Source organism: Bacillus timonensis (assembly GCF_000285535.1).
Lineage (GTDB): Bacteria > Bacillota > Bacilli > Bacillales > Bacillaceae_L > Ferdinandcohnia > Ferdinandcohnia timonensis.
In genome coordinates, this window is sequence record NZ_HE610985.1 from 79,784 (window position 1) to 101,571 (window position 21,788).

Sequence of the window (21,788 nt, forward strand, 5' to 3'; positions counted from 1 at the left end):
GGGGATTTTTGGAACATTTAGCACATTCACAGCTAACTTAGGGATATGATATGCAAAAAAATGTTCAAGTAATGGTTTGATGATTTAAGAAGGGATTAACGCTATTTTTATAGAACTTTGTTGAACGAACGGTGCAGGATAGTTAAAGAAGATTACATTTTAATAGGCGGTGAATCAATTGGAGAAAGTAAACTTTATAAAAAATCATTCATTTAATAAAAAGGCAGAGAAAACTTTTTTATTACATAAATCCATACTAACAAAAGTACTTCCAGAAGCCGATATACAGCACGTCGGTAGCTCAGCTATTCCAAACAGCATTACAAAGGGAGATTTGGATATACAAGTACGAGTTGATGTTGCCAATTTCCAAAAAGCAGTTCAAGAACTTTCTAGAATTTATGAGCTTAATGAAGGCAGTACAAGAAATGAATTTTTCTGTTCATTTAAAGATGATTCAGTATCCCCCCCTTTGGGAGTGCAACTGACCGTTATCGGGTCAGAGTTGGATTTCTTTTGGAAATTTCGAGACGTATTATTAATGAATCAACAATACCGAGAGGAATATGATCGTTTAAAAGCAGAGTTTGAAGGTAAGGATATGGACCGTTACCGAGAGGCAAAAAAATTTTTTTTCGAAAGATTAATAGAGACTCCTGAATATCAGATGCTAGAAAAGTAGATGTTTACGAAACAATGATTGTTCTTATTCAACTAAAGGGTGCGATTATTCAATAAGAAGGTGCCGAATTAGATTAGTTGCATATTAAATTTATTACATTCTTCTGTGGTGGTTCTAGGAACTTTTCGAAATTCATAGACCTATTTGACGGAGTATTTGTCCTTGAGGTCGACCTAGACACATTGAACCAGCGCCTTGACGAACGACCGGAAGATGAATGGGGTGCAAAGAAAATAGAACGTGAACTTGTTTTGCAATTGCACCAAACGAAAGAAGACATTCCGAAAAACGGAACGATTATCGACGCAACCGCACCGATTGATCACGTTGTTGATGAGATTATCCGTCTAAGCGAAGAAAAAAAGTAAGTGGACCGAGGGGACAGTACCTCAGTCCATTTTGGGTACGTAAGAAGTACTGCATTTTTTAGTTAGATAAAATTGTACAAATTTAGATTGTTTTCTTTGTTGAAAAAATGTACGTAAGCTATCGGGAACTGTTATTCCAAGATGGTTTACCGCTTATTTAGTGGAAGTTATTGTACTAAATTTGCAGAGGTAATTTCATTGATATGGAGGAAAACGGATGGTAAAAGTATTAGAATTAGCAAGTAACGAAGTAGTACAACAAGTATCAGAACTATATAAAGATGTTTGGAATTATGAGGATAATTCAATAAAAGAACGGATTTTAAAACATAGCTCATATAAGGGGTTTAGAGGGTTTGTAATTCTGTCTAAAGAAGATAAAGTAATAGGCTTTTCATATGGTTATACTTCATTACCTGGACAGTTTTATCACGAGTTACTTGCAAAGGAATTTAATTCAGAAGAGTATCATAATTGGCTACAAGATTGCTTTGAATTTGTTGAATTGGCAGTACATCCATCATATAGAAAACAAGGTCTAGGTAAAATACTAATTTCAAAACTAGTAGAAGAGGTTGACAATAAGACCACAATATTAACAACTCAAATCGATAATAATTCCGCACGATCACTTTATGAGTCTTTGCATTGGAAGGTTCTAAAAGAACCTTTTTATCCAAGCAATTCGATACAGCCATATGTGATAATGGGGAAAGAATTAAAGTAGTCCTACTTCAACTAAAGGGGTGCGTTGAGTCAAAAAGGATTTGTTGGATTCTTATTGAATTAGCTCGGAATAGGCGAAAAAGAAATCATTATTTATAGGGTGAAATTAATTGAATATTAGACTGGCTGTAGAAAAAGACATGAATCAGTTAATAAAAATGAGATGGGATATATCGCTGACGAAACCAAGTATATTTTTCTCCTGTTATAAGGATTTTTTCTTTGATTCACATAAAAAACGAGACTTATAGCCTTATTTGCTATAATGTAAGATGCTAACGAAAAAGCAGAAACAGAACTGATCGTCTGAATCTTATACATATGCAAATAATGGAGGAAAGCTGTGCGAAATTTACGAAAATTAGTTTTTATATTCATAATCTATTCCACCTATATCAGTTTGGGATTACCTGATTCTCTTTTAGGAGTAGCTTGGCCTACGATGGTGGGGGAATTTCATGTTGCATACAGTGCGGTTGGAATCATTTCAATGACAATTGCAATCTGTACTGTTATTTCTAGTTTGCAAGCAATACGAATCACTCAAAAAATAGGAACGGGCAAGCTAGTAGTGGGCAGTGTATTGCTTACTTCAATCGGTTTGATAGGGTTTGCGGTTACACAAAATTTCTTTTTACTGATAGTTGCAGCACTTCCTTTGGGTTTTGGAGCAGGTGCTATTGACACCTCTGTAAATGACTACGTCGCTGCAAACTTGAAGGCACATCATATGAATTGGTTGCATGCGTTTTGGGGAATTGGAGCAACGATAGGACCCATGATTATGGGTGTTGTGTTAAATAATGATTTTTCCTGGAGAAACGGTTATTTGATTATTGGCGTCATTCAATTGACGCTATTGTTTATACTCTTCTTTTCACTTCCTCTTTGGAAGAAAAACGAAAAAAAGGTATCTAAAAAGTCCGAAGAAAGTACAACTTCTGCTGGGTCAGTATGGAAACAAACAGGCGTTTTATTTTCTTTATTATCCTTCGTGTTTTATGTTGGTTTAGAAGGAACCATTTTTTTGTGGGGGAGTAGTTACTTAATTGAAGTGAAGTCAATAACTGCAGTAAATGCTAGTTTTATCATATCAATATTTTTTGCAAGTATAACGGTAGGACGGATAATTTCAGGCTTCATTACTTTTTGGCTGTCTAACCAAAAGTTGTTGTTATTCAGTGAAATCACTCTTTTTATAGGGATTCTTACCGTTGCTTTTGGAAGAGGTAGCATTTTGTACGCTGGATTTATACTCATTGGTCTTGGATGTGCTGCCATTTTTCCGACCATGATTCATGAAACACCTAGAAGGTTTGGAGAAAAAAATTCGGGTGCTATTATTGGGTTACAAGTAGCCTTTGGTTATGTTGGGATCACCGTATTACCTCCGTTATTAGGGGTACTATTTCAAGGTTTCAGTATGAATTTTTTCCCAGTATTTCTAGTTACTTTTGTCCTCGTTTTATTTGGGGCAACCATTGTTATTGAAAAGGGAAGAACAGTAAAAAATTTAAAAATATGAAAGGTAATACAACCATTTTTGCATAAAGCGAAACGAAATACTAAGGTGGAATTTTAAAAGAGCCATAATGCTACAAAAAAATGAGAGAAATAGGAGTATATAGCCAGGGGCAAATTCTCATCTATAAAACAAAAATCGGCGGGAAGTCCCGCCGATTAAAGGTTTGATAAGATATTGTTCATTTGATTTTCAAATTTTTCCTGAACGGATTCGTCTTCTCCTGCTTTCGTGAATGCAAGGACATATGCGGTCAGTTGCCATTCTTCAAACGCTTCGGTCATTCCGGCTTCTTCAATTGAAGATTCGAACCAATTCACATAATGAAGTACGGAATTCGCAAGGTTCATTTCCGCTGTTCTATCGTCTTGATAACTTCGATATTCTGAACCGTCCGCCCAATTCTTCGCAATGTCTGTTACAAAAACTTCTAACGTTGAATATTCAGGAATTTCTAGTGTGAATCTATCCAATTCATTTCGTGCTTCAACGTTTCTGGGGTCGGATAATTCACCGATTCTATCGTGAAATGAGTCCAAATGCGCCCATGCTTCAAAATATGCTTCGGCGTCCCCGTTTGTCATTGCTACTGTTATGCCTTCGATAGTTTCGTCAATCAATATGTTCAACGGTGCATTGTCTGACATTGCCTTAACGGATTCCAAGATTGGAAGGTCACGTTCGACCGATTGGTCAAGAAGTTCTTGCGGATAGAAACCTTTTTCAAAAGTGTTGTAATGAAGTAATGATCCATATGGAAGAGTGAATCTGATTTTCTTTTGAAGTGCTTCGTCTTCTCGTTGATAGACCACAACCGCACCGACTACAGTTGGATTGTCCTTCCATGATTCGTGACTTGGTTCTTCATTCATTTCGACTGTTTCAAGATATTTCGTCACTTTGTCGGACATTTCTGGCGTCAAAGGTGTATTCTTCGGATAATCTTTCATCATTTCATTGATTTCTTCCTTCGTTGGTGCGTCCGCTTTTGCTTCGGTAGGTGCGTCAACTTTCGTGAACCCCACGACTAAACTAGCTCCGACCACAACCGTACCCGATATTATTAATACCTTCCATTTCATTATATTTTTATTCCCCTTTTTCCATAATTTTACCTTTTTCAAGTCTAACATAATTATTTTATGATTTGGAAAATTTATCATTTATTTTTCATATATTCATAGAAAGTATTACGTAAGGTGGGTGAGTTGAACGAAGCAGGATCATCACTTATTTTGTTGAAATTTATAGTATGAATTAAGCAAAACAATTAAAAATGTAAGGAGATAACCCAATGATTTTAGGTAATCCAATAGCAAGAGGAAATACTGCAAAAGTTTATCTTTTTGATAACAAAATAGTAAAAGTTTTCAACGAATATTTACCGGACACGGAATCCATAAATGAAGCAAATAAACAAAAATATGCCTATTCATGTGGACTTCCTGTACCTGAAATTTTTGATGTGACCAAGATAAACGGAAAACAAGCGATCATAATGGAATATGTTAAGGGAGAAACATTGGGAGATTTATTTATCAAAGATAAAGCACGAGCAGAATATTACTTGACTATTTCAGTTGATATGCAACGGAAAATTCATAGTATAATTCCAGAAGAAATCGAACCAATGTATGATAAATTATACCGTCAAATTGAGCGTGCGAAACAATTAGATAGTAGACAAAAAAATTATTTGTTACATAGATTGGAATCATTTACCTACAAAAGTAGGCTCTGTCATGGGGATTTTCATTTATTTAATCTGATTATGAGTGAAAACCAAGTCGTTGTTATCGATTGGGTTGATTCAAGTGCTGGAGATATTCGCGCTGATATATATCGGACTTATCTGTTATACTCCCAATTTTCGTCTGAATTAGCTGATATATACTTGCAGATTTATTGTGAAAAGAGTGGACTATTAAAATCTGAAGTTTTTCAATGGGCTCCAATCATTGCTGGAGCAAGATTATCTGAGAATGTATCATCAGAGGATTCTGACAGACTAATTGAGTGTATAAATCGATACAGCCCATAAAAAAATACGAATATAATTTTTACAGTATGAATGAAGCAAGTTAGGTTCGTTACAAAGTTTCTGTTTCGAAGTACAAAACTAAAAATCAATTAAGAAACCTCTGTCATTCGTGTTGTGACTTTTGTGTACTTATTATTATTTATTTTTGTAAAACCTAAGCACCCGTTTAAGATATAATATACTTTTTTCGATTTCTATTTTTAAAACTAAGTATACTCCAAGAATAAAAGAGATAATTAAAATGACATGAGAAACGGGAAACCACAGAGGATGATTATATGATGTTGTAGTAATCCCTGTACTCAAATCTGTCATTTCTAACTGGTAAGGAGTAGGGTCATAAAGAATATCAATAGTTAAATAAGTTAGTATAGTTTGTAGAATAAGAAATAATCCGATTGTCCGTTTCATTTTATTCCCTCCATCTCCCATTACTATTTAAAGTTTAACATAGAAATAGTAATCTTTTCCATTTTGACGCAAATGATCCAAGCAGGATTATTGTATATCTTTGTTGAATTTAGTTACTTAGCCAACGAAGGAATATTGATATACATGGTAACAAAAGGGAACAACGATGGTTTATAAGGAATTAAACATCTTTGACACTATTGGGAGAGTGGAAAATGATTAAAGCAGCTATATTCGATTTAGATGGAACATTGCTGAATAGGGATGAATCAGTTGGAATGTTCATAAATACTCAATATGACAGGTTAAATAAATTTGTAGGTCATATTCCTAGAGAGAGATATGTAACAAGATTTATCGAATTAGACAATCGTGGGTATGTATGGAAAGATAAGGTATACCAACAATTAGTAGTTGAATTTGAGATTGTTGATATAAAATGGGAGGAACTCCTTCAAGATTATATTGATGAGTTTAAACATAATTGTGTTCCTTTTCCTAATCTTATAGATATGCTTGAAGAATTAAAACGAAGGAAAGTAAGGTTAGGAATGATTACAAATGGAAAAGGGCAGTTTCAGATGGACAATATAAAGGCACTGGGTGTTGAAAAGTATTTTGACACTATTTTAGTATCTGAATGGGAAGGAATAAAAAAACCTGACCCAGAAATATTTAAAAGGGCCTTGGAACAGCTGAAAGTTGGACCTAATGAAAGTATATTTGTTGGGGATCATCCTGAAAATGATGTGGAAGCTGCTAAAAATGTCGGGATGATAGGGATTTGGAAAAAAGATATTCAATGGAGTACAGTTGAAGCCGATTTCATAGTCAATGATTTAGCCGAAATACCTCTATTTATAGAAAAATACTATGGGGACTCACCTAACGTCATTGGGAATGAACGGGACCTTTAAGGTATCTTACTACAAGTTAATGTTAAATTAATCGATGTGTGTGGTTATCAGTCGTCAAGATATAAAGGGCATATTTAGAAAAGATAAAATAACAAAAGTCGACTTCTTATTAGATGAATCGACTTTTTGTTATTTATTTTACCTGCATAAACTGCATGCGCTAGTTAAGTATATATAAAAAGTTATTTCCCAATTTGCATAATAAAAGCTTCTAATTCTTCATGTTTAGCAGGGGCACCATGCCCATGGATATACACTTTTACAGATTCTTTATGTAATAACTTTAAAATATCTAAGGATGGAGAACCATCGGGAGACTTTGGATAAAAACAATCCCCTACAAAAAGAACATTTAAATCTAACTCTTTTATCAAAATTGAATCATCTGCATGTTGCCCTCCAATAAAACTTAATTCTAAGGTAACTTTCTTCATGTTTAAAGTCATCCTGTCAGTAAAAGTAATAGTAGGTCCTGACTTTCCCCTTTTGAAACATCCAGACCAACGACTGGATTCATTCTAAATCTCCTCCTAAACTAGTAATTTGCCAGTACCCCTGTTACCTCCATGCAGTGTCACAGCTTCGCTTGTTATACGAGATCTATGTCCCAACCAGCCTCAATCATGTTTCTACAAGTAGGGGGCGAACAGTTTAGCTGTCGGGGTCGAAGCCCCACGGGCAGTTACGTTCTACCCTGGCTACTGATATAATAAAACTATATAAAAAATGGTCAACCAGAAATATTTAGCATTCTGGTTAACCTTATAATACGAACGGGGCAGTTTAGTTAAACAAGGGTTACAGATATTCAGGATAACATCAGGGAACAATAATCTCTAATATTTGCTAAATAAAGGAGATTATCGATGAAAAGAATTATTTTAATTACCATATTTGCATCAATCATTTTAAATTTATCACCTATTATTTCTTACGCTGAAGTAAAACCTATTAAAGGCCTAACAGACATTATCAATGAGGTTTTACCACCAAACTCAACACTGGAAAGTACTGAAAAACCTAAAACAAATAAATCAGTTCAGTTTTATGATTTTAACCAAGATGGACAAGAAGAGATTATTATTACTTTTGAAATAAAAGCAAAAAAACAACCAAATCCTTCACAATTTGGCGTAGTAGTATTAAGAAAAGAAAATGAAAGATGGGAAAAGACTTGGGAGAACCAAGCACAGGGGGTAGGATTAGATTATTCAGGTCTTGCTGATATTACTGGTGATGGAATTAAAGAGTATCTCTTTGGTGTCACAATTGGTGCTTCAATAGGAAATAAGATCGAGATTTTTAAATGGAATAATAACTCTTTAATAATGATAGCAGAAGTTCCGTATCATATGATGGAACTATTAAGTAATAAAAAAGTTGGTATAGCTGATTGGCAGAGATACATTGCAGACACTTATTTTGTTGATGTTTTAAAATGGAATGGAGAAAAATTAGTTCTAGATGAAGAATTATACTCTAGATACTACCCTACAATTGAAAAATTTTATGATAATAAGATATCAAAAATGGATGCGTGGTTCTATTGGTATACACTTGCAGATGCTCAAATAAAGGCAAATCTATATGAAAAGGCTAGAAATTCTATCCAAAAAGGAACTACATTAGCAAAGCAATTATCATTACCAGATGCAGTAAAAAACTTTGAACAATTAAGTGATAAACTTAATAAAAGGATAAAATCTTATTAATTAAGCTAACGGGTGTGTTGATCTATTAAGGATTAACCACCTTTTTTTGTTGAATTCATTTTTGAACAAACGGGGACAGTTTAGTTCAAGAAGGATCCAGTATAGATATTAAAGAATATGTTATTAGGGTCATAACAAGAGGGTGGAATTTTTGAAACTTAGACAAATGGCAGTCGCTTTCCTTTTTAACGAGGAACAAGAAGTTTTATTTCTTCAAAAAAATAGATACTTTCCTAGCAGGGTTTCTAGTTCCAACAGGTGGTCATATAGAAGGCGATGAAATAAATGAAGGATAAGTTGATGATTGAAGATAAAAAAGGTCTTGCTAATTCCCTAGCTAAGACCCTTTTTGTTTACGATTGTTTTGTTTTTGTTGTTCATTTATACTTTTTCCCATTATGGACATATTATACCTTGATGATTGATAATTTGGAGGGGTGTTCTATGGAAAATAATCATGACCATATTAAACTAACCACTGCCGAAATAGCAGCTCTTTGGAGGCATTATAATGACAACACTGCTGTACGCTGTTTTTACAAACATTTTCTACAACATCTTCAAGATGATGAAATAAAAACAATTATCGAAGAGGCTTTGTTATTAATTGAATCACATATAAAAAAGATAGAAGAAATTTTTACGGATGAAAATTTTCCATTACCACAGGGGTTTTCTGATAAAGATATTGATTTATCAGCTCCTGCTTTATATAAAGACTCATTTGCATTAAGTTTTCTTTATCGAGGAACGCAAATAATTATACCTTTTTTAGCTAATTCTCTTACTAAGGTAACCCGACTCGATATTTATACCTTTTATGAAGAGTGTCAATATAGTAAGACAAGATTACATAAAAAAGCATTAAGTCTCATGCTCTCTAAAGGATTTAATGATAGAGCTCCATCAATGGAATATCCAAAAAGTGTAGAGTTTATCCAACATCAATCATCATTAATAAATACTTGGTTAAGTGAGAAAAGACCTCTTAACGCTTTAGAAATAGCAGAACTTTTTCAAGATATCGAAAGAAACGCTATTGGTCTAATACTTTTGTTGGGATTTATACAGGTAACGAAGGATAAGGAGATAAAGGACTATTTATTAAAGGGGAAAAAGCTGTCTGAAAAGCAAATTGATACATTTGATAAATTCTTGAAAGAAAATGACCATTTTATCGGATTCCCAGTACCAATGGAGGTAACGAATTCAACAATGTCCCCATTTTCTGAAAAATTAATACTATATACAATAAGTGCAGCAAACCAAGTTGCTATTTCTACACTCGGAGATGGTTTGTCTGTTTCATTAAGAAAGGATTTAGCAGCTCAGTATTCCCTTTTTATAGTGGAGGTAATGAAGTACGGCAACGAAGGACAGAAACTTTTAATTGAACGTGGATGGATGGAGAGACCTCCGCAACCGATTGATCGGAATGAATTTTACAAATCCTAAGTTTTTGCATTTGGAGCAACTATATACTTTGTGAAGAATTACACTTAAAGTAATGGGTGCGTTAATCTAAGCAGGATTAACCACCTTTTTTATTTTTACTAAAGCTAAGTGATAAAAAAATCAATGCACAACATGCTATAATAAGACTATAAAAATGATGAATAATTCAAGGAGAATCACATGTTAACGATTTTACAAGAAGAACGATTTGAAGACCTTTATCAATTATTTGAAGATTCTTTCCCTAGTGATGAATATAGGCCTTACCAAATGCAACGTTCTTTACTTTCTCACCCTCATTATCATATATACGTTTATGAAAAGGATCATGAGCTTGCTGCTTTTTTTGCCACATGGGAAGGACCCGATTTTATCTTCCTGGAACATTTTGCCGTTAAATCAAGCTTTCGCAATGGTGGCTTAGGGTCGAAACTACTCCAAGCTTTTCTCGAGCAGCACGAAAAGTCTACCGTGATTGAAATCGAACCACCCGAGGGGGAAATCGAAAAAAGACGAGCTGGTTTTTATGAACGAAATGGCTTTAGCCTTAGTAAGTGGGGTTATGTCCAACCAGCTCTTGCAAAAGGGCGAAGCCCCGTTTCACTTGTATTAATGTCTTACCCGCAGCCATTACAAGAACAAGCATATCAATCCTTTAAAAACTGGGTATTTAAACACGTCTATTCCTAATATTGGATTTTTAATTGTAAACTAGTGAAAAACAATATGTTGTTTCTGATTGTTCATAAGTGATTTGCATTCATAAGGATTATTTCATTAAGGGTGTATTGATCCAAGAAGGATTAAAGCAACTATTTGTTTAATTATTCAACTAACAGATTAGTTTAGTTGGATAAATCGTCTTTAATTCTATCAACAATCTGGTTATTTTGTTGATTAATAATGAATATTAGGAATGCTTTTTTCCCTGAACAGTGAGGTGAATAGAGAAAATGTATGAAGAATATACTAGACAATCTTTACCGTCAAGGAAGTATAGGGAATTGTTAGGAAGTGCAATCTGTGTTTTCAACTCTAACAATGCATTTATCATTGAAAATATACTTAGAAATGATGAGAATAACAGATTTAATTGGCACGAATTAATTGATTATACTTCTGGTGAACTTAGTCAACCAATTAAAGAGACTATAACTAGACTTTCAGATACAAAAATTACTTCTCGGTTTTCTGAAGTTATTGAAATGAGGAATCGAATTATCCATAGTTTTCAAATAACGGATGGTGATGGTAAACAGACTTTAGCTACAAAGCGTAAGAACGGAGAACAGTTTATTATTACAGAAACTTACCTGTATGATTTTATTAAAAAGAACGAAGAATTAAGTGTCCTCCTTCATGAATTTAGAGGGTTTTAGCTCTATCAGGAAAATGGCGCACTCCCTAAAAAAAGAGTGCGCTTCTTTTGTAGGGCAAGTTCTAAAAGAAGATGTGTCATCACTTTATTTAGTGAATTCCTCAGAATTACAGGAAACTTTAAATCGAAACGCAGAACATCCGGTATGCCAAACATCGCTTCACCCATAACTTTAGCTAAATCAAAACCACAAAATTTAACCATTTTGGCTATCTTCTTTTACTTTCATATTTATCTTTTTATCACTTCTTTCAACTGCTGCTATAAAGGATTACTCAACGTAAGTGTCAATAGGTAGAGGATATTATTTTTTACGCGATTTCTATGAAGGGATTAGTAGGTGGGCTTTCAGTTTTCTCTAGTTGATAAATAAGTGATATTATCGTAATAGAAGGAGGGCTATGAGAATGGATACGATAATTTTTGATGTTGATGATACACTGTATGATCAAGCACAGTCTTTTTATAAAACGGTGAGGAAGCTTTTTCAAGAGCCATTTTCAGACGAAGAAATCAATCAATTATATAAAGCTAGTCGTAAGTATAGCGAGATTTTATTTGATCAAAGTGAAGCAGGTGAAATAACTCAATTTGAATGGCAAACTGGGCGAATCATGGCTGCCTGTAAGGATTTTAACATCCCTATAGATACGGAAAAAGCGACGATTTTTCATGAAATGTATGTGACTGAACAAAAAAACATTACGTTGTTTCCGGAAGTTGAAGAACTACTAAATGTACTTCACAAAGAAGGGAAACAGCTAGGGATTCTTACAAATGGTGAAGAAAAACATCAAGCAATGAAAATTAAACAGCTCGGCCTTAGCCGTTGGATTCCGGCAGAGATGACGTTTATTTCTGGTACGATTGGTCATGCAAAACCGAAAAGAGAAGTATTTGATTTTATTGAACAGAAACTGGGCCTTGACCAAACTAAAACCGTGTATATCGGGGATAATTTTGAAAAAGATATTATCGGAGCAAAACAAGCTGGATGGCAAGCAATCTGGATGAATCATCGTAAGAAAGCTTTACCTACAAATGCTATCTATACACCAGATAAAGAAGTACATAGCGCCAAGGAATTATTAGAATTATTTACGAAAAAGGCTTAAGTCGTTATGGTAGGTATCAGGGATTGTCATTCTGGTTCCTATTTCGGTTTCATTTTAACTTCTATTAAACAAAATAGAAACAATTATGTAGAAACGATTAACGATAGGAAAGTAGGGCCGTAATCTTTTAAAAAGTAATTATGAATAAAAAAGAAGATGACCATTACATATTTGGGTCATCTTCACTTTCAACTAAAGGGGCATATTACAGCCCCTTTGGTTTTTATGTGTACCATTTAAATCTTAATTTCAATCTTTGCATTTTTCTTTAACTCCTCAACATGCTGAGTGAGTTTTTCTTGCCGTTTTTGCTGTTGTAGGGATTGTTCGATTTGCGGTTTTACTTCTTCAAGCTTTGGAATTTCTTGCCCTGTAGTCTTTCCTTGTTCCGCATATTGATCATACGCTTTTTGAATTTCTTCATCGGTTATTTCACCAGCGGGCACTTCTTTTTCAATGTATTGGTTTAGTTTAATACCGTCAGCTATTTGAGTTTGTAGTGTTTTCATATCCATGCCGGACTTTTTTAGAGCAGATTCGAATTCTTTTTCGGTTTTAAATCGTTTTTTTAGTTCTTCCAACTTCTTATTAATATCTGCCTCTGAAGCTTTATAGCTTTTTTTATTTGCTTCTTGAAGAAGAAGAGTTTGTCCGACTAAGTTCTCAATTGTTTGGTTTTTTACTTGCTCTGCAGCTTCTTTAGAAGTCGGGTCTTGTCCCATTTGCTGCATCTGTCCTTGTATTGACGCTAAAGTGCCATTATAGTCAATTCCTAAAATTTTTGTATCATTCACGATGGCAACCGTTTTCTTCTCATCAATTTGCTGTGCTTCCAATTTCTTTTGCATGTCATCCATTGCCTTTTGCTGTTCATTTTCCTCTGTATTTGCTTTATTACTATTGTCAGCGACTTTATTATCTTCATTTCCTCCGCATGCTGCTAATACAACAGCCATTAGACCAGTTACAAATATAAACATTATTTTTTTCATATTCAATCTCCTTTCTAAAGCTACAAGAATAATTTTCACTAAAAAATTCTCTTGTGCGCAATTATAAAGGTTATTCTACCAAAAATAAACTCAATGGCTCTTTTTTAATATTTATAACAAGATTGAAACAATTGATAATAATCATAGATTGAGTGTAAATGTAAAGCTTCGGAGGGGGATGCCCTTGCATTTACGAAATCAATCTTCATTGTGAATGAATTTTTTAATGGGATTATTAAATATGGAAAAAGTGGGTTATTCAAGAAGATAATTAACATTCTACCGATGATAGAGACTCCTTTCTTCAAAACGTAAACATACCGGTGATGCGATAGTCCAAGAAGGATTATCTCCTATTTTTGTTGAATTTATTAGGCTAACGAAGTATTTACCCGAAGAGGGAAGGAATACAAATGGTTGAATTCTATACTGACTGTAGATTATTGAGTGAATATAGTAATAACGAAACATACCTATATATTTCTTATTCAAGTGATTTCTACATTCTACAACGAATGAACTGCACGCCATCTTTTTGGAAGGGTGAGGCAAAAAGTAGAAAAGGAGTTTTATAAGTGAAAAGCAAAAAAAGAAAGTCATTTTTGTCATAGCCATACCTTTGTTCATACTTTTACTGTTATTGTTTCCAACCTGGACACCTAAGATAGATGGAGAAAACAGCATTGCCAAATTAGAAAGCATCGAAATAAACGGAACAGAACTAGAAGTCATGGTGAGAGGTGTTGACAGAAACAATCCAGTTATCATTTTCATACACGGTGGACCTGGCTGCTCTGAAATTCCATATGTTAGAAAGTATCAAGATGTGCTGGAAGAGCATTTTACGATTGTTCATTATGATCAAAGAGGAAGTGGAAAGTCCTATCGGTTCTTTGAAGATTATTCTACTATTTCCTCAAATCAACATGTTGAGGATCTATTGGCTCTAACAGACTATGTAAGAAATGAATTTTCTAAGGAAAAGGTTTTATTAATTGGCCATTCTTACGGTACATATATAGGGATGAAGGCTGCAGATAAATCCCCTGACAAATATGCAGCTTATATCGGGATTGGGCAAGTTTCAAATTCTATTAACAGTGAAGTAGATAGCCTTACATATACAATTAGTCAAGCAAATGAAGCTGGAAATCAAAAGGATGTAGATAAACTCAAGCTTCTTGAAGAGTCTATTAAAAAAGGGGAAGAACATACCCCTAGAGATATGGTTCGGAAGTATGGAGGGGCATCTAGGTTAATTGATGACAATATGGATTATTACAAAGGGTTTCTAACCAGCCCCGAATACAATTTGCTTGATGTCATTCGTTTTTTAAGAGGGATTTCAGTCACACAAGAGTTATTACTTGATGAAGAAAAGGAAAATGATATTACAACAATCGTTAATAGTTTAGAAATCCCATTGTATGTTGTTATGGGAAAATACGATTACATGACTTCTACGAATGCAGCAAAAGCATATTATGATAACGTTGAGGCTCCTATGAAGGAATTTATTGTTTTTGCAAAATCCGCACATTATCCGCAATTTGAAGAAAAAATCATTTTTCGAGATTGGCTACTTCAAACGTGGAATGGTATAGAGAAATATGAAAGGAAATAAGGTATTCAAGTCACAGATGCCTTAGCCAAAGAAAAAGGTAGTCTCGATCAGTAACGATTAGTCCCAACTCATGTTTTAGTTTATTTTCAAATGCAAAAATATTGGTTTGCGGATTTAAGTGCTGCCAAAAATAGTGATTGCTTTTAAAAAGAGGCGAACAATATCATACAGGCTCATCAGTTTTTATCATGGAGGAGATGATTTTTTGGTTCATTTATTGGAAAATATATTTCAATTTTCAGCAATAATACTACTCTTATGTTCCTTCTATTATTATAGGCATTTTAAAAAGGTGAGGAGAGAAAGAAAACTAACTTTATTTGAACTTTCAATGTACGTGATAACTCAAGTAGCCATTTATTTTTGTGCGGGTAGTTACCTTCTTTTGTTTTTGGATAGGAATTTTGGTTAATAATTTTAAAACAGACCATTCAGCTATCTTTAAGAGTAGAAAATGATCCACTTGGTAATAAAAATAAGGGAAAATGATTTCCTTATTTGACTGGATTTTGAAAAACTAGTTAGGTTGTGGAAAGACTTATCTCCTGAACCAACATAGAAAGGACTGGGATTACGGAACTTGTTCCTCTGTCCCAAAGGTGAGATTATGAAGACAAAGTATGGTAATTTGAATGATGTGTCTAATAAGAAAACGTTCAGGGATATGCGAAGGTGGCAGAAGGAAAGACGAAGGAAAGTGAAGGATCTATCTGAAAATATACCTCAATGTTCAAATAAAAGAATCCAAGAAATGAAGGAAAATAGAAGTCGAACGTCTTATACCTGGATTGGACATTCTACCTTTTTGCTTCAACTTGATGGACTTAATATTCTGACTGATCCGGTTTGGGCGAAACGAATGGGTTTTGAGAAGCGACTAACTGACCCGGGAATTCCGTTGGAAGAGTTGCCAGAAATCGATGTTGTGGTCATTTCACATGGTCATTATGATCATCTTGATTTTCCGACTTTAAAAAAACTAAAAGGAGATCCATTCTATTTTGTACCCATTGGGTTGAAATCTCTTTTCATAAAAAAAGGGTATAAAAAGATAAAAGAAATGAGCTGGTGGGAATCGCTAGAATACGAAGGAATCATAATTCACTTTGTCCCAGCTCAGCACTGGACAAGAAGGACGCTAACGGATATGAATACATCCCATTGGGGTGGGTGGATATTTCAAACAACTACTGAAACGTTTTATTTTGTCGGGGATACCGGCTATTTCTCCGGTTTTAAGGAAATCGCTGCAAGGTTTAGGATTGATATTGTCTTTATGCCAATTGGTGCCTATGAACCGGAATGGTTTATGGCAGACTCTCATATTTCTCCTGAAGATAGTGTGAAGGCGTTTATCGAACTAGAAGCGAAAAAATTTGTTCCCATGCATTATGGTGCCTATCGATTGGCAGATGACACAGGGCCTGAAGCCTTAGAGCGGTTACTACGAGAATGGGAAAAACGCCAGTTGCCGAAGGAGCAATTGAAGGTATTATCAATAGGGGAGACCGTGATGTAAGTAAATGTTGATACATACCTACATATCGCAAAAAGACTAGGAGAATTCGTACTCCTAGTCTTTTTATCTATCTTCTTGTTTTTCTATTCATGCCTTTCCCCTAAAAACGTGAATCTTCTTTTTGCTTCGTTTTCCCTATATTGTTCCACAAATGACCAAACCAAGAATAAACTTTCATCCCAAAGTAAAAAAACAAAAATGCTCCAATCGTCATCATGGCATAAGTCTGAACCGCCGATTGAAAAGTGGTTCGCTCGTCAGGTGAGAGGAGGATACCAATGAAGATACCGATATAAATGATAGCCATATCCCGTATTGGTTCATACCATTTTACCCGTCCCTTATAGACGTAAATAAAAAACTGTAAAAGAACGGTACAGAATAGGGCGACAAATTCGCCAGAGCTGTCACTAAAGGAATCTCCTACGATATCCCAATGTGGAAACCAGAAACAAACCATCATAATCTGTGAAAGGGATAAGAGAATCGTAAATAAGAATCCATTCTTCCGGTTCTTTTTCTTCTTTTCGGCAAGGACTTCTTGCTGTTTTTCCGTTAGAAAGAGATTATCAAAGTCCTCCGCCTCAGAACCCATCACGAAGGAAAGTGAGCCTTCAAACAGTTCCTTTGGAATCGATTCAATGACATCGGGATTTCTAGGAGTAGCGGTTAAGGCTTTATCCGTATGGAAAATGGTAACCCCATTCTTTTTAAAAACGTCAATCCACACATCAAGTGACTTCTGTTCCGCATGAGGAAAGCTAGTAACCCTTACTTGATTCGTAGTATCGATTCCATAGATTATGATTTTTGAGGAACGTACTTTAAGAAATTTTGTTCTCATCTGATAATTATCGCCACTATGGAGTTTGGACTTTGCCTTTAATCGATAATCCATTCCGATCAAAACATATTTTATATTTTCATAGGGAAGAAAAATGTGCTGCTCTTCGCCTTTCTTTTTGTTCTTAGCGTAGTATTCATACCCATTATCACCGAGCTGTATGGTAATAACAATGTCCAAGTATTTTCGTAAATTTCGATAGGCGAACCAAGAAAACCCAAGAAAAGTAACACCAATCACAAATAGCAGAATGGAGAAACCCAATCCCGTCTCGGAAACTTCCTTAACACCTAAAACAAATACGCTCATTCCGAGTAAAACGAAAATGAAGATAAGCCCAATATGGCACCCAATGGCCCACTTCGGCAACTGATTCGTATAATTTCGATTATCCTTTGTTTGTAATTCCATCAACCAATAGCCCCTTTCATTTCTTTATTTTACCAGAAAGAAGATGGGAAAAAGGGCTTATTATGGTTAGGGCTTTGGTAGGGAATGTATAAAGGAAAACCTGTCCTATCCACTACATTCTAAACTCCTTTTGTCAGTTTTTTTATGGAGATAGGTTAATACCTTTTAAAAAGTGATAAAAGCGATGCCTATTGTTTTAGCTGTTTCTGGTTTTTAAAGAAAAAGTGGTTGACAATTAAAATTAATTTGTGATATTATTAAAAATTTGATAAATAATCTCGTGTGTGTTAAGGTTAAGAAGGTTACCATATATGGAGGTGAATTACTTGTTTAAAATTGGCGATAACATTATTTACCCAATGCACGGACCCGGTGTAATTAAAGCTATTGAAGAAAAGGAAATCTCAGGGGTCAAACGACAGTACTATGTCATAAAAATGTTAATTGGGAATATGCAAGTTATGATTCCTACAGGTGAAATAGTGAGTTCGACTATACGACCTGTTACTGACATAGTTGCACTACAACACATCATTCACATTTTTCGGCATGGAGAATCTGACAGATTACTCCCGTGGAAACAAAGGTATAAGTTGAATACGGACAAAATAAAAACGGGTAAAATCCTTGATTGTGCTGAAGTTGTACGTGATTTAACGCGTATGAACAAAGAAAAGGCACTTAATACAAGTGAAAAAAGAATGTTAGACAATGCACATCAATTTTTGATTAGCGAACTGGGATTAATTAAAGGGATTACTGAAAATCAGATAAAAAGTTTCTGTTAAGGTAAATGTAGCACAATATACTTCATCTACCGAATATACCTTGAATAATTTAAAGGGAAATGTTTAGTAGTTAACGTAAATCTTTTCAAAATCATTCACTTCTTCAACTCACCTTTAGAGTATTAACCTCTTTTTTGTTATTTCTACAATCTAATCCATTTTCTTATGATTTATATTTCTTTTACAAACAACTGAGGATTTATCAAATAACTAGATCAAAATAGTCACTTGATTTTTGAAATCCTGATTCACACTGGCACGGCCTAGGAGCCGTAAGGATGAAAGAGAGGTAGGGCTTTCATTGTTTTAGGTAAAACAATCTATTATTTATGTCATTAATTCTTGAAAGATAAACAATCATTCTCACCTCTATCTTTATATATTCTCTACATAGATATAGACAGAGAAAGTAATTGATTGCCTTCTTTAGTAAAAGGGAAAAAATAAATAACACAATATGGTCAACTGCAAAATGGTTTCCTGACGAGGAAGCCATTTTTATTTGTTTACATAACAATAGGAAAGGGTAACACGTTACTAGAACCTATAGGTGTAAGTAAGTTAGAAAGATATTTGTCGAAAATATTATGTAACACATTATTCGAATGTTTGATATAATACTAATAACAATTAACGAAATGTTAATTAACAAACGAACACAAATGAGGTGAGTACGACTTGAGTGAGGATATGTTGGGTTATGATGTGAGTAAGTATCGGACTCCTGATGGATATACAAGTGATATTGCTGTTTTTACGATTATTTCAACGGAAGTAGCTCCATATAAGCCACCAGAAAAGAAGTTAAAAATTATGCTGATTAAACGAGCAGAGAAAACAAAAGAAGGTGAGCTTAATATAGAAAGAGGGAAATGGGCGTTGCCTGGAGGGTTTATTAAACCTGAGGAAACGGCTTATGATGCAGCTGTTCGCGAATTAAGCGAAGAAACGGGTATAGATGGTTTAAAAGTAAAGCACTTTGGCGTCTATGACAAATTCGGTCGCGATAAGCGGGGGTGGATTATTTCAAATGCTCATTATGCAATTGTTCCAGAAAATAAGCTAGTAAAAAGGAAAGCAGCAGATGACGCAGCCGAGGTAGCATTATTCTCGATGGATGAAGTGTTTAAGCTAGACCTTGCTTTTGACCATAGGGAAATTATCGATGATGCGTTATGGTTTATTAAAAAGGATATGTCGTTAACAACGCTAGCGAAAAACTTTTTGCCAAAGGAATTTGTCTTGTCTGAGCTGCAAGGGGTATTGTTAACGGTCATGGATGAACCTTGGCTAAAGCTAGATGCACAATTTTTCAGAAAAGCACCAACGCTTCCGTTTATTGAAAAAGTCATGAAGAATGGAGAACCTCAAAAAACGAATCGATGGTCGAAAAATAAAGCACAGCTATATCGATTTAATGAATATGATCCATATGTATCCATCTATAATGCCAAATATTAATATTTTTTTCGTTGTTACAATTAACAATTTGTTAATTAATAATCAATAAGGGGTGGGGAAAAATGAAGGTTTTAAAAGACTGGACCTTGTTTGAAAAGCTATGGCTTGTGACGTTTACGCTTGTGAATGTGTATTTGTTTTTTGTTTGGGATGATACGATTCTTGGATTCATTACCTCGATTTCAGGAATGCTTTGTGTTGTGTTGGTTGCGAAAGGAAAGATTAGTAACTATTATTTTGGGATTATCCAAACCGGAACCTATGCATATATAGCTTACGGATATGGTCTATATGGCGAGGTCATGTTAAATGCCTTGTTTTATTTTCCGCTACAATTTGTAGGACTTTATTTATGGAATAAACATAAAACAAACCAAAATGTACAAGGGGAAGAAATTAGAGTCAGTGTTTTAACGAAAAAAGGATGGACCCTTACAATTACTTCATTCCTAGTCATTTTTATTCTATACGCGTACCTCTTAGAAAAAATAGGCGGCAATGTAGTCTGGATTGATTCGGCAACGACGACATTATCGGTGATTGCTCAGATTTTAATGCTCAAACGATACACTGAACAGTGGTTATTTTGGATTGCGGTGAATGTACTATCCATTGTACTTTGGCTGAAGGCTTTGATTTTACAAGGAGGAAACGATGTATCCATGCTTGTCATGTGGTCAGCGTTTTTAATAAATAGTATGTACGGATATTACAATTGGTCGAACGTATATAAAAAGCAAAAAAGGGAGGAAATGATATGAAAAAGGTTGGATTTTACGGTGGAAAGTTTTTACCTTTGCACCAAGGACATGTGTACGCCATCATCAAAGCTTCCACGATGGTTGATGAATTGTATGTCGTGTTGTCTCATAGTGAAAAGAGGGACCGGGAACTTTGTGAAGGGAGCAAGCTTACCTTTATTCCAAGTCAGATCAGGCTACGCTGGCTTTCTCAAGTTACAAAGGATATGAAGCACGTCAAAGTCATAGAAGTAGAGGATTATGATGGAGATGAGGATTACAATTGGAAGGAGGGGGCAAATAAAATAAAAGAGGCAATCGGGAAGAACATTGATATGGTGTTCAGCTCTGAAATCGGATATGGCCCAATTTTTCAAGAACTGTATCCTGAGGCAATGCATTGTTTGATAGATGGAAAAAGAGAACAAGTTCCGATTTCGGCAACCGAGATTCGAAAGAAGGGTGTGTTTGCTTACTGGGATTACATTCCGAAGGTAGCGAAACCGTATTTCGTCAAAAAGGTCGTCATTTTGGGTACGGAAAGCTGTGGCAAATCAACGCTTACGAAAAATCTAGCCCTCATGTATAACACGACATATGTAAGTGAATATGGCAGGGAATTCTGTGAAGAGATAGGTGGCTGTGAAGGTATTATGCTAGACGAGGATTACCCTCTCATTGCATACGGTCATAAACTAAAAGAATATGAAGCAAGTAAACGAGCAAATAAAATTGTCTTTATTGACACTGAAGCAGCTGTCACTCAATTCTATTCAGAACTTTATAATCGGAAAACGCAACGTGTCCTAGATGAAGTAGCCAAGATTCAAAAATACGATTTATGTCTCTTTTTAGAGCCTGACGTCAAATGGGTGGATGATGGATTAAGAGTACATGGGGAACAACAGGTTCGCGAAGAAAATAATCAGCGCTTGAAGGAGTTACTGAATGAATACGGTATTCAGTACATTAGCATAAACGGGACCTATCAAGAGCGGCTACAAAAGGCGATTGAGTTGATAGAGGGAAGGTTAGGGGTTACGAATTGAATTTTTCTACATTCTGGTGCCTGACCCTCAGAG

General features: G+C 34.9%; 24 protein-coding genes. 18 read left to right on the forward strand and 6 right to left on the reverse strand.

Annotated elements, in window-relative coordinates; genetic code table 11:
* Window positions 1–169: 169 nt before the first annotated feature.
* The 4 genes from BTHG_RS00740 to BTHG_RS00755 all read left to right on the forward strand — a co-directional run bounded on the left by BTHG_RS00740 (window position 170) and on the right by BTHG_RS00755 (window position 3,301).
* Complete coding sequence (locus tag BTHG_RS00740; protein WP_232284412.1) at window positions 170–682, forward strand: GrpB family protein; 513 nt, start codon at window positions 170–172, stop codon at window positions 680–682.
* A 77-nt stretch (window positions 683–759) separates the two neighbouring features.
* Window positions 760–1,050, forward strand: coding sequence for a hypothetical protein (locus BTHG_RS23945; protein WP_010280877.1), 291 nt, complete (start codon window positions 760–762; stop codon window positions 1,048–1,050).
* Between the two features lie 217 nt (window positions 1,051–1,267).
* Window positions 1,268–1,777, forward strand: a complete 510-nt coding sequence (locus BTHG_RS00750; protein ID WP_010280880.1) for a GNAT family N-acetyltransferase — start codon at window positions 1,268–1,270, stop codon at window positions 1,775–1,777.
* A gap of 342 nt (window positions 1,778–2,119) precedes the next feature.
* Window positions 2,120–3,301, forward strand: a complete 1,182-nt coding sequence (locus BTHG_RS00755) for an MFS transporter (RefSeq protein WP_026021628.1) — start codon at window positions 2,120–2,122, stop codon at window positions 3,299–3,301.
* A 155-nt stretch (window positions 3,302–3,456) separates the two neighbouring features.
* On the opposite strand, the gene BTHG_RS00760 is transcribed toward BTHG_RS00755, so the two are convergent.
* A complete protein-coding gene (locus tag BTHG_RS00760; protein WP_010280884.1) occupies window positions 3,457–4,380 on the reverse strand; it encodes a hypothetical protein in 924 nt (307 codons plus the stop codon).
* A 212-nt stretch (window positions 4,381–4,592) separates the two neighbouring features.
* Between BTHG_RS00760 and BTHG_RS00765 the strand changes: the two genes are divergently transcribed.
* Window positions 4,593–5,339 carry a phosphotransferase family protein gene (locus tag BTHG_RS00765; RefSeq protein WP_010280887.1) on the forward strand — a complete coding sequence of 249 codons (747 nt, stop codon included), beginning with the start codon at window positions 4,593–4,595 and terminating at the stop codon, window positions 5,337–5,339.
* Window positions 5,340–5,474: 135 nt separating this feature from the next.
* Here BTHG_RS00765 and BTHG_RS00770 read toward each other — a convergent pair whose 3' ends face one another.
* Window positions 5,475–5,750, reverse strand: coding sequence for a hypothetical protein (locus tag BTHG_RS00770; RefSeq protein WP_010280889.1), 276 nt, complete (start codon window positions 5,748–5,750; stop codon window positions 5,475–5,477).
* Between the two features lie 215 nt (window positions 5,751–5,965).
* Between BTHG_RS00770 and BTHG_RS00775 the strand changes: the two genes are divergently transcribed.
* A complete protein-coding gene (locus BTHG_RS00775; protein ID WP_010280891.1) occupies window positions 5,966–6,667 on the forward strand; it encodes an HAD family hydrolase in 702 nt (233 codons plus the stop codon).
* A 182-nt stretch (window positions 6,668–6,849) separates the two neighbouring features.
* Here the strand turns inward: BTHG_RS00775 and BTHG_RS00780 are convergent, their stop codons facing one another.
* Complete coding sequence (locus BTHG_RS00780) at window positions 6,850–7,101, reverse strand: MBL fold metallo-hydrolase (RefSeq protein WP_010280893.1); 252 nt, start codon at window positions 7,099–7,101, stop codon at window positions 6,850–6,852.
* 432 nt (window positions 7,102–7,533) lie between these two features.
* Between BTHG_RS00780 and BTHG_RS00785 the strand changes: the two genes are divergently transcribed.
* The 4 genes from BTHG_RS00785 (at window position 7,534) to BTHG_RS00800 (ending at window position 11,213) form a co-directional block, all read left to right on the forward strand.
* Entirely contained in the window at window positions 7,534–8,379 is an 846-nt protein-coding gene (locus tag BTHG_RS00785) for a hypothetical protein (RefSeq protein ID WP_010280896.1), read from the forward strand.
* A 300-nt stretch (window positions 8,380–8,679) separates the two neighbouring features.
* Window positions 8,680–9,834, forward strand: a complete 1,155-nt coding sequence (locus BTHG_RS00790) for a DUF3231 family protein (RefSeq protein ID WP_232284413.1) — start codon at window positions 8,680–8,682, stop codon at window positions 9,832–9,834.
* A 180-nt stretch (window positions 9,835–10,014) separates the two neighbouring features.
* Window positions 10,015–10,524 (forward strand): GNAT family N-acetyltransferase, encoded by a 510-nt coding sequence (locus BTHG_RS00795; protein ID WP_010280901.1) that lies wholly within the window; start codon window positions 10,015–10,017, stop codon window positions 10,522–10,524.
* Window positions 10,525–10,787: 263 nt separating this feature from the next.
* Window positions 10,788–11,213: a hypothetical protein gene (locus BTHG_RS00800; RefSeq protein WP_010280902.1), complete on the forward strand. Its 426-nt coding sequence runs from the start codon at window positions 10,788–10,790 to the stop codon at window positions 11,211–11,213.
* Window positions 11,214–11,218: 5 nt separating this feature from the next.
* On the opposite strand, the gene BTHG_RS00805 is transcribed toward BTHG_RS00800, so the two are convergent.
* On the reverse strand, window positions 11,219–11,416 hold the full coding sequence (locus tag BTHG_RS00805; protein ID WP_010280905.1) for a hypothetical protein: 198 nt from the start codon (window positions 11,414–11,416) through the stop codon (window positions 11,219–11,221).
* Window positions 11,417–11,619: 203 nt separating this feature from the next.
* Here BTHG_RS00805 and BTHG_RS00810 point away from each other — a divergent pair, with 203 nt between their 5' ends.
* Complete coding sequence (locus BTHG_RS00810) at window positions 11,620–12,327, forward strand: HAD family hydrolase (protein ID WP_010280907.1); 708 nt, start codon at window positions 11,620–11,622, stop codon at window positions 12,325–12,327.
* Window positions 12,328–12,563: 236 nt separating this feature from the next.
* Here the strand turns inward: BTHG_RS00810 and BTHG_RS00815 are convergent, their stop codons facing one another.
* Entirely contained in the window at window positions 12,564–13,319 is a 756-nt protein-coding gene (locus BTHG_RS00815) for a SurA N-terminal domain-containing protein (RefSeq protein ID WP_010280909.1), read from the reverse strand.
* A gap of 730 nt (window positions 13,320–14,049) precedes the next feature.
* Here BTHG_RS00815 and BTHG_RS00820 point away from each other — a divergent pair.
* From BTHG_RS00820 to BTHG_RS00825, 3 genes are all read left to right on the forward strand, one after another.
* Window positions 14,050–14,943, forward strand: a complete 894-nt coding sequence (locus tag BTHG_RS00820; protein ID WP_010280911.1) for an alpha/beta fold hydrolase — start codon at window positions 14,050–14,052, stop codon at window positions 14,941–14,943.
* Between the two features lie 205 nt (window positions 14,944–15,148).
* The gene (locus BTHG_RS27230; RefSeq protein WP_083849024.1) at window positions 15,149–15,355 is read left to right on the forward strand and encodes a hypothetical protein; all 207 of its coding nucleotides are present in this window, start codon (window positions 15,149–15,151) and stop codon (window positions 15,353–15,355) included.
* Between the two features lie 195 nt (window positions 15,356–15,550).
* Entirely contained in the window at window positions 15,551–16,462 is a 912-nt protein-coding gene (locus tag BTHG_RS00825; protein WP_026021632.1) for an MBL fold metallo-hydrolase, read from the forward strand.
* 100 nt (window positions 16,463–16,562) lie between these two features.
* Here BTHG_RS00825 and BTHG_RS00830 read toward each other — a convergent pair whose 3' ends face one another.
* The gene (locus BTHG_RS00830) at window positions 16,563–17,717 is read right to left on the reverse strand and encodes a hypothetical protein (protein WP_010280915.1); all 1,155 of its coding nucleotides are present in this window, start codon (window positions 17,715–17,717) and stop codon (window positions 16,563–16,565) included.
* A gap of 326 nt (window positions 17,718–18,043) precedes the next feature.
* Between BTHG_RS00830 and BTHG_RS00835 the strand changes: the two genes are divergently transcribed.
* The 4 genes from BTHG_RS00835 to nadR all read left to right on the forward strand — a co-directional run bounded on the left by BTHG_RS00835 (window position 18,044) and on the right by nadR (window position 21,755).
* A complete protein-coding gene (locus BTHG_RS00835) occupies window positions 18,044–18,505 on the forward strand; it encodes a CarD family transcriptional regulator (RefSeq protein ID WP_026021633.1) in 462 nt (153 codons plus the stop codon).
* A 690-nt stretch (window positions 18,506–19,195) separates the two neighbouring features.
* Window positions 19,196–19,966 (forward strand): NUDIX domain-containing protein, encoded by a 771-nt coding sequence (locus BTHG_RS00840; RefSeq protein ID WP_042341479.1) that lies wholly within the window; start codon window positions 19,196–19,198, stop codon window positions 19,964–19,966.
* A 62-nt stretch (window positions 19,967–20,028) separates the two neighbouring features.
* Window positions 20,029–20,727, forward strand: a complete 699-nt coding sequence (gene pnuC / locus BTHG_RS00845; RefSeq protein ID WP_010280933.1) for a nicotinamide riboside transporter PnuC — start codon at window positions 20,029–20,031, stop codon at window positions 20,725–20,727.
* Window positions 20,724–21,755: a multifunctional transcriptional regulator/nicotinamide-nucleotide adenylyltransferase/ribosylnicotinamide kinase NadR gene (gene nadR, locus BTHG_RS00850; RefSeq protein ID WP_010280935.1), complete on the forward strand. Its 1,032-nt coding sequence runs from the start codon at window positions 20,724–20,726 to the stop codon at window positions 21,753–21,755. The genes pnuC and nadR overlap by 4 nt, the downstream gene beginning before the upstream one ends.
* Window positions 21,756–21,788: the final 33 nt, after the last annotated feature.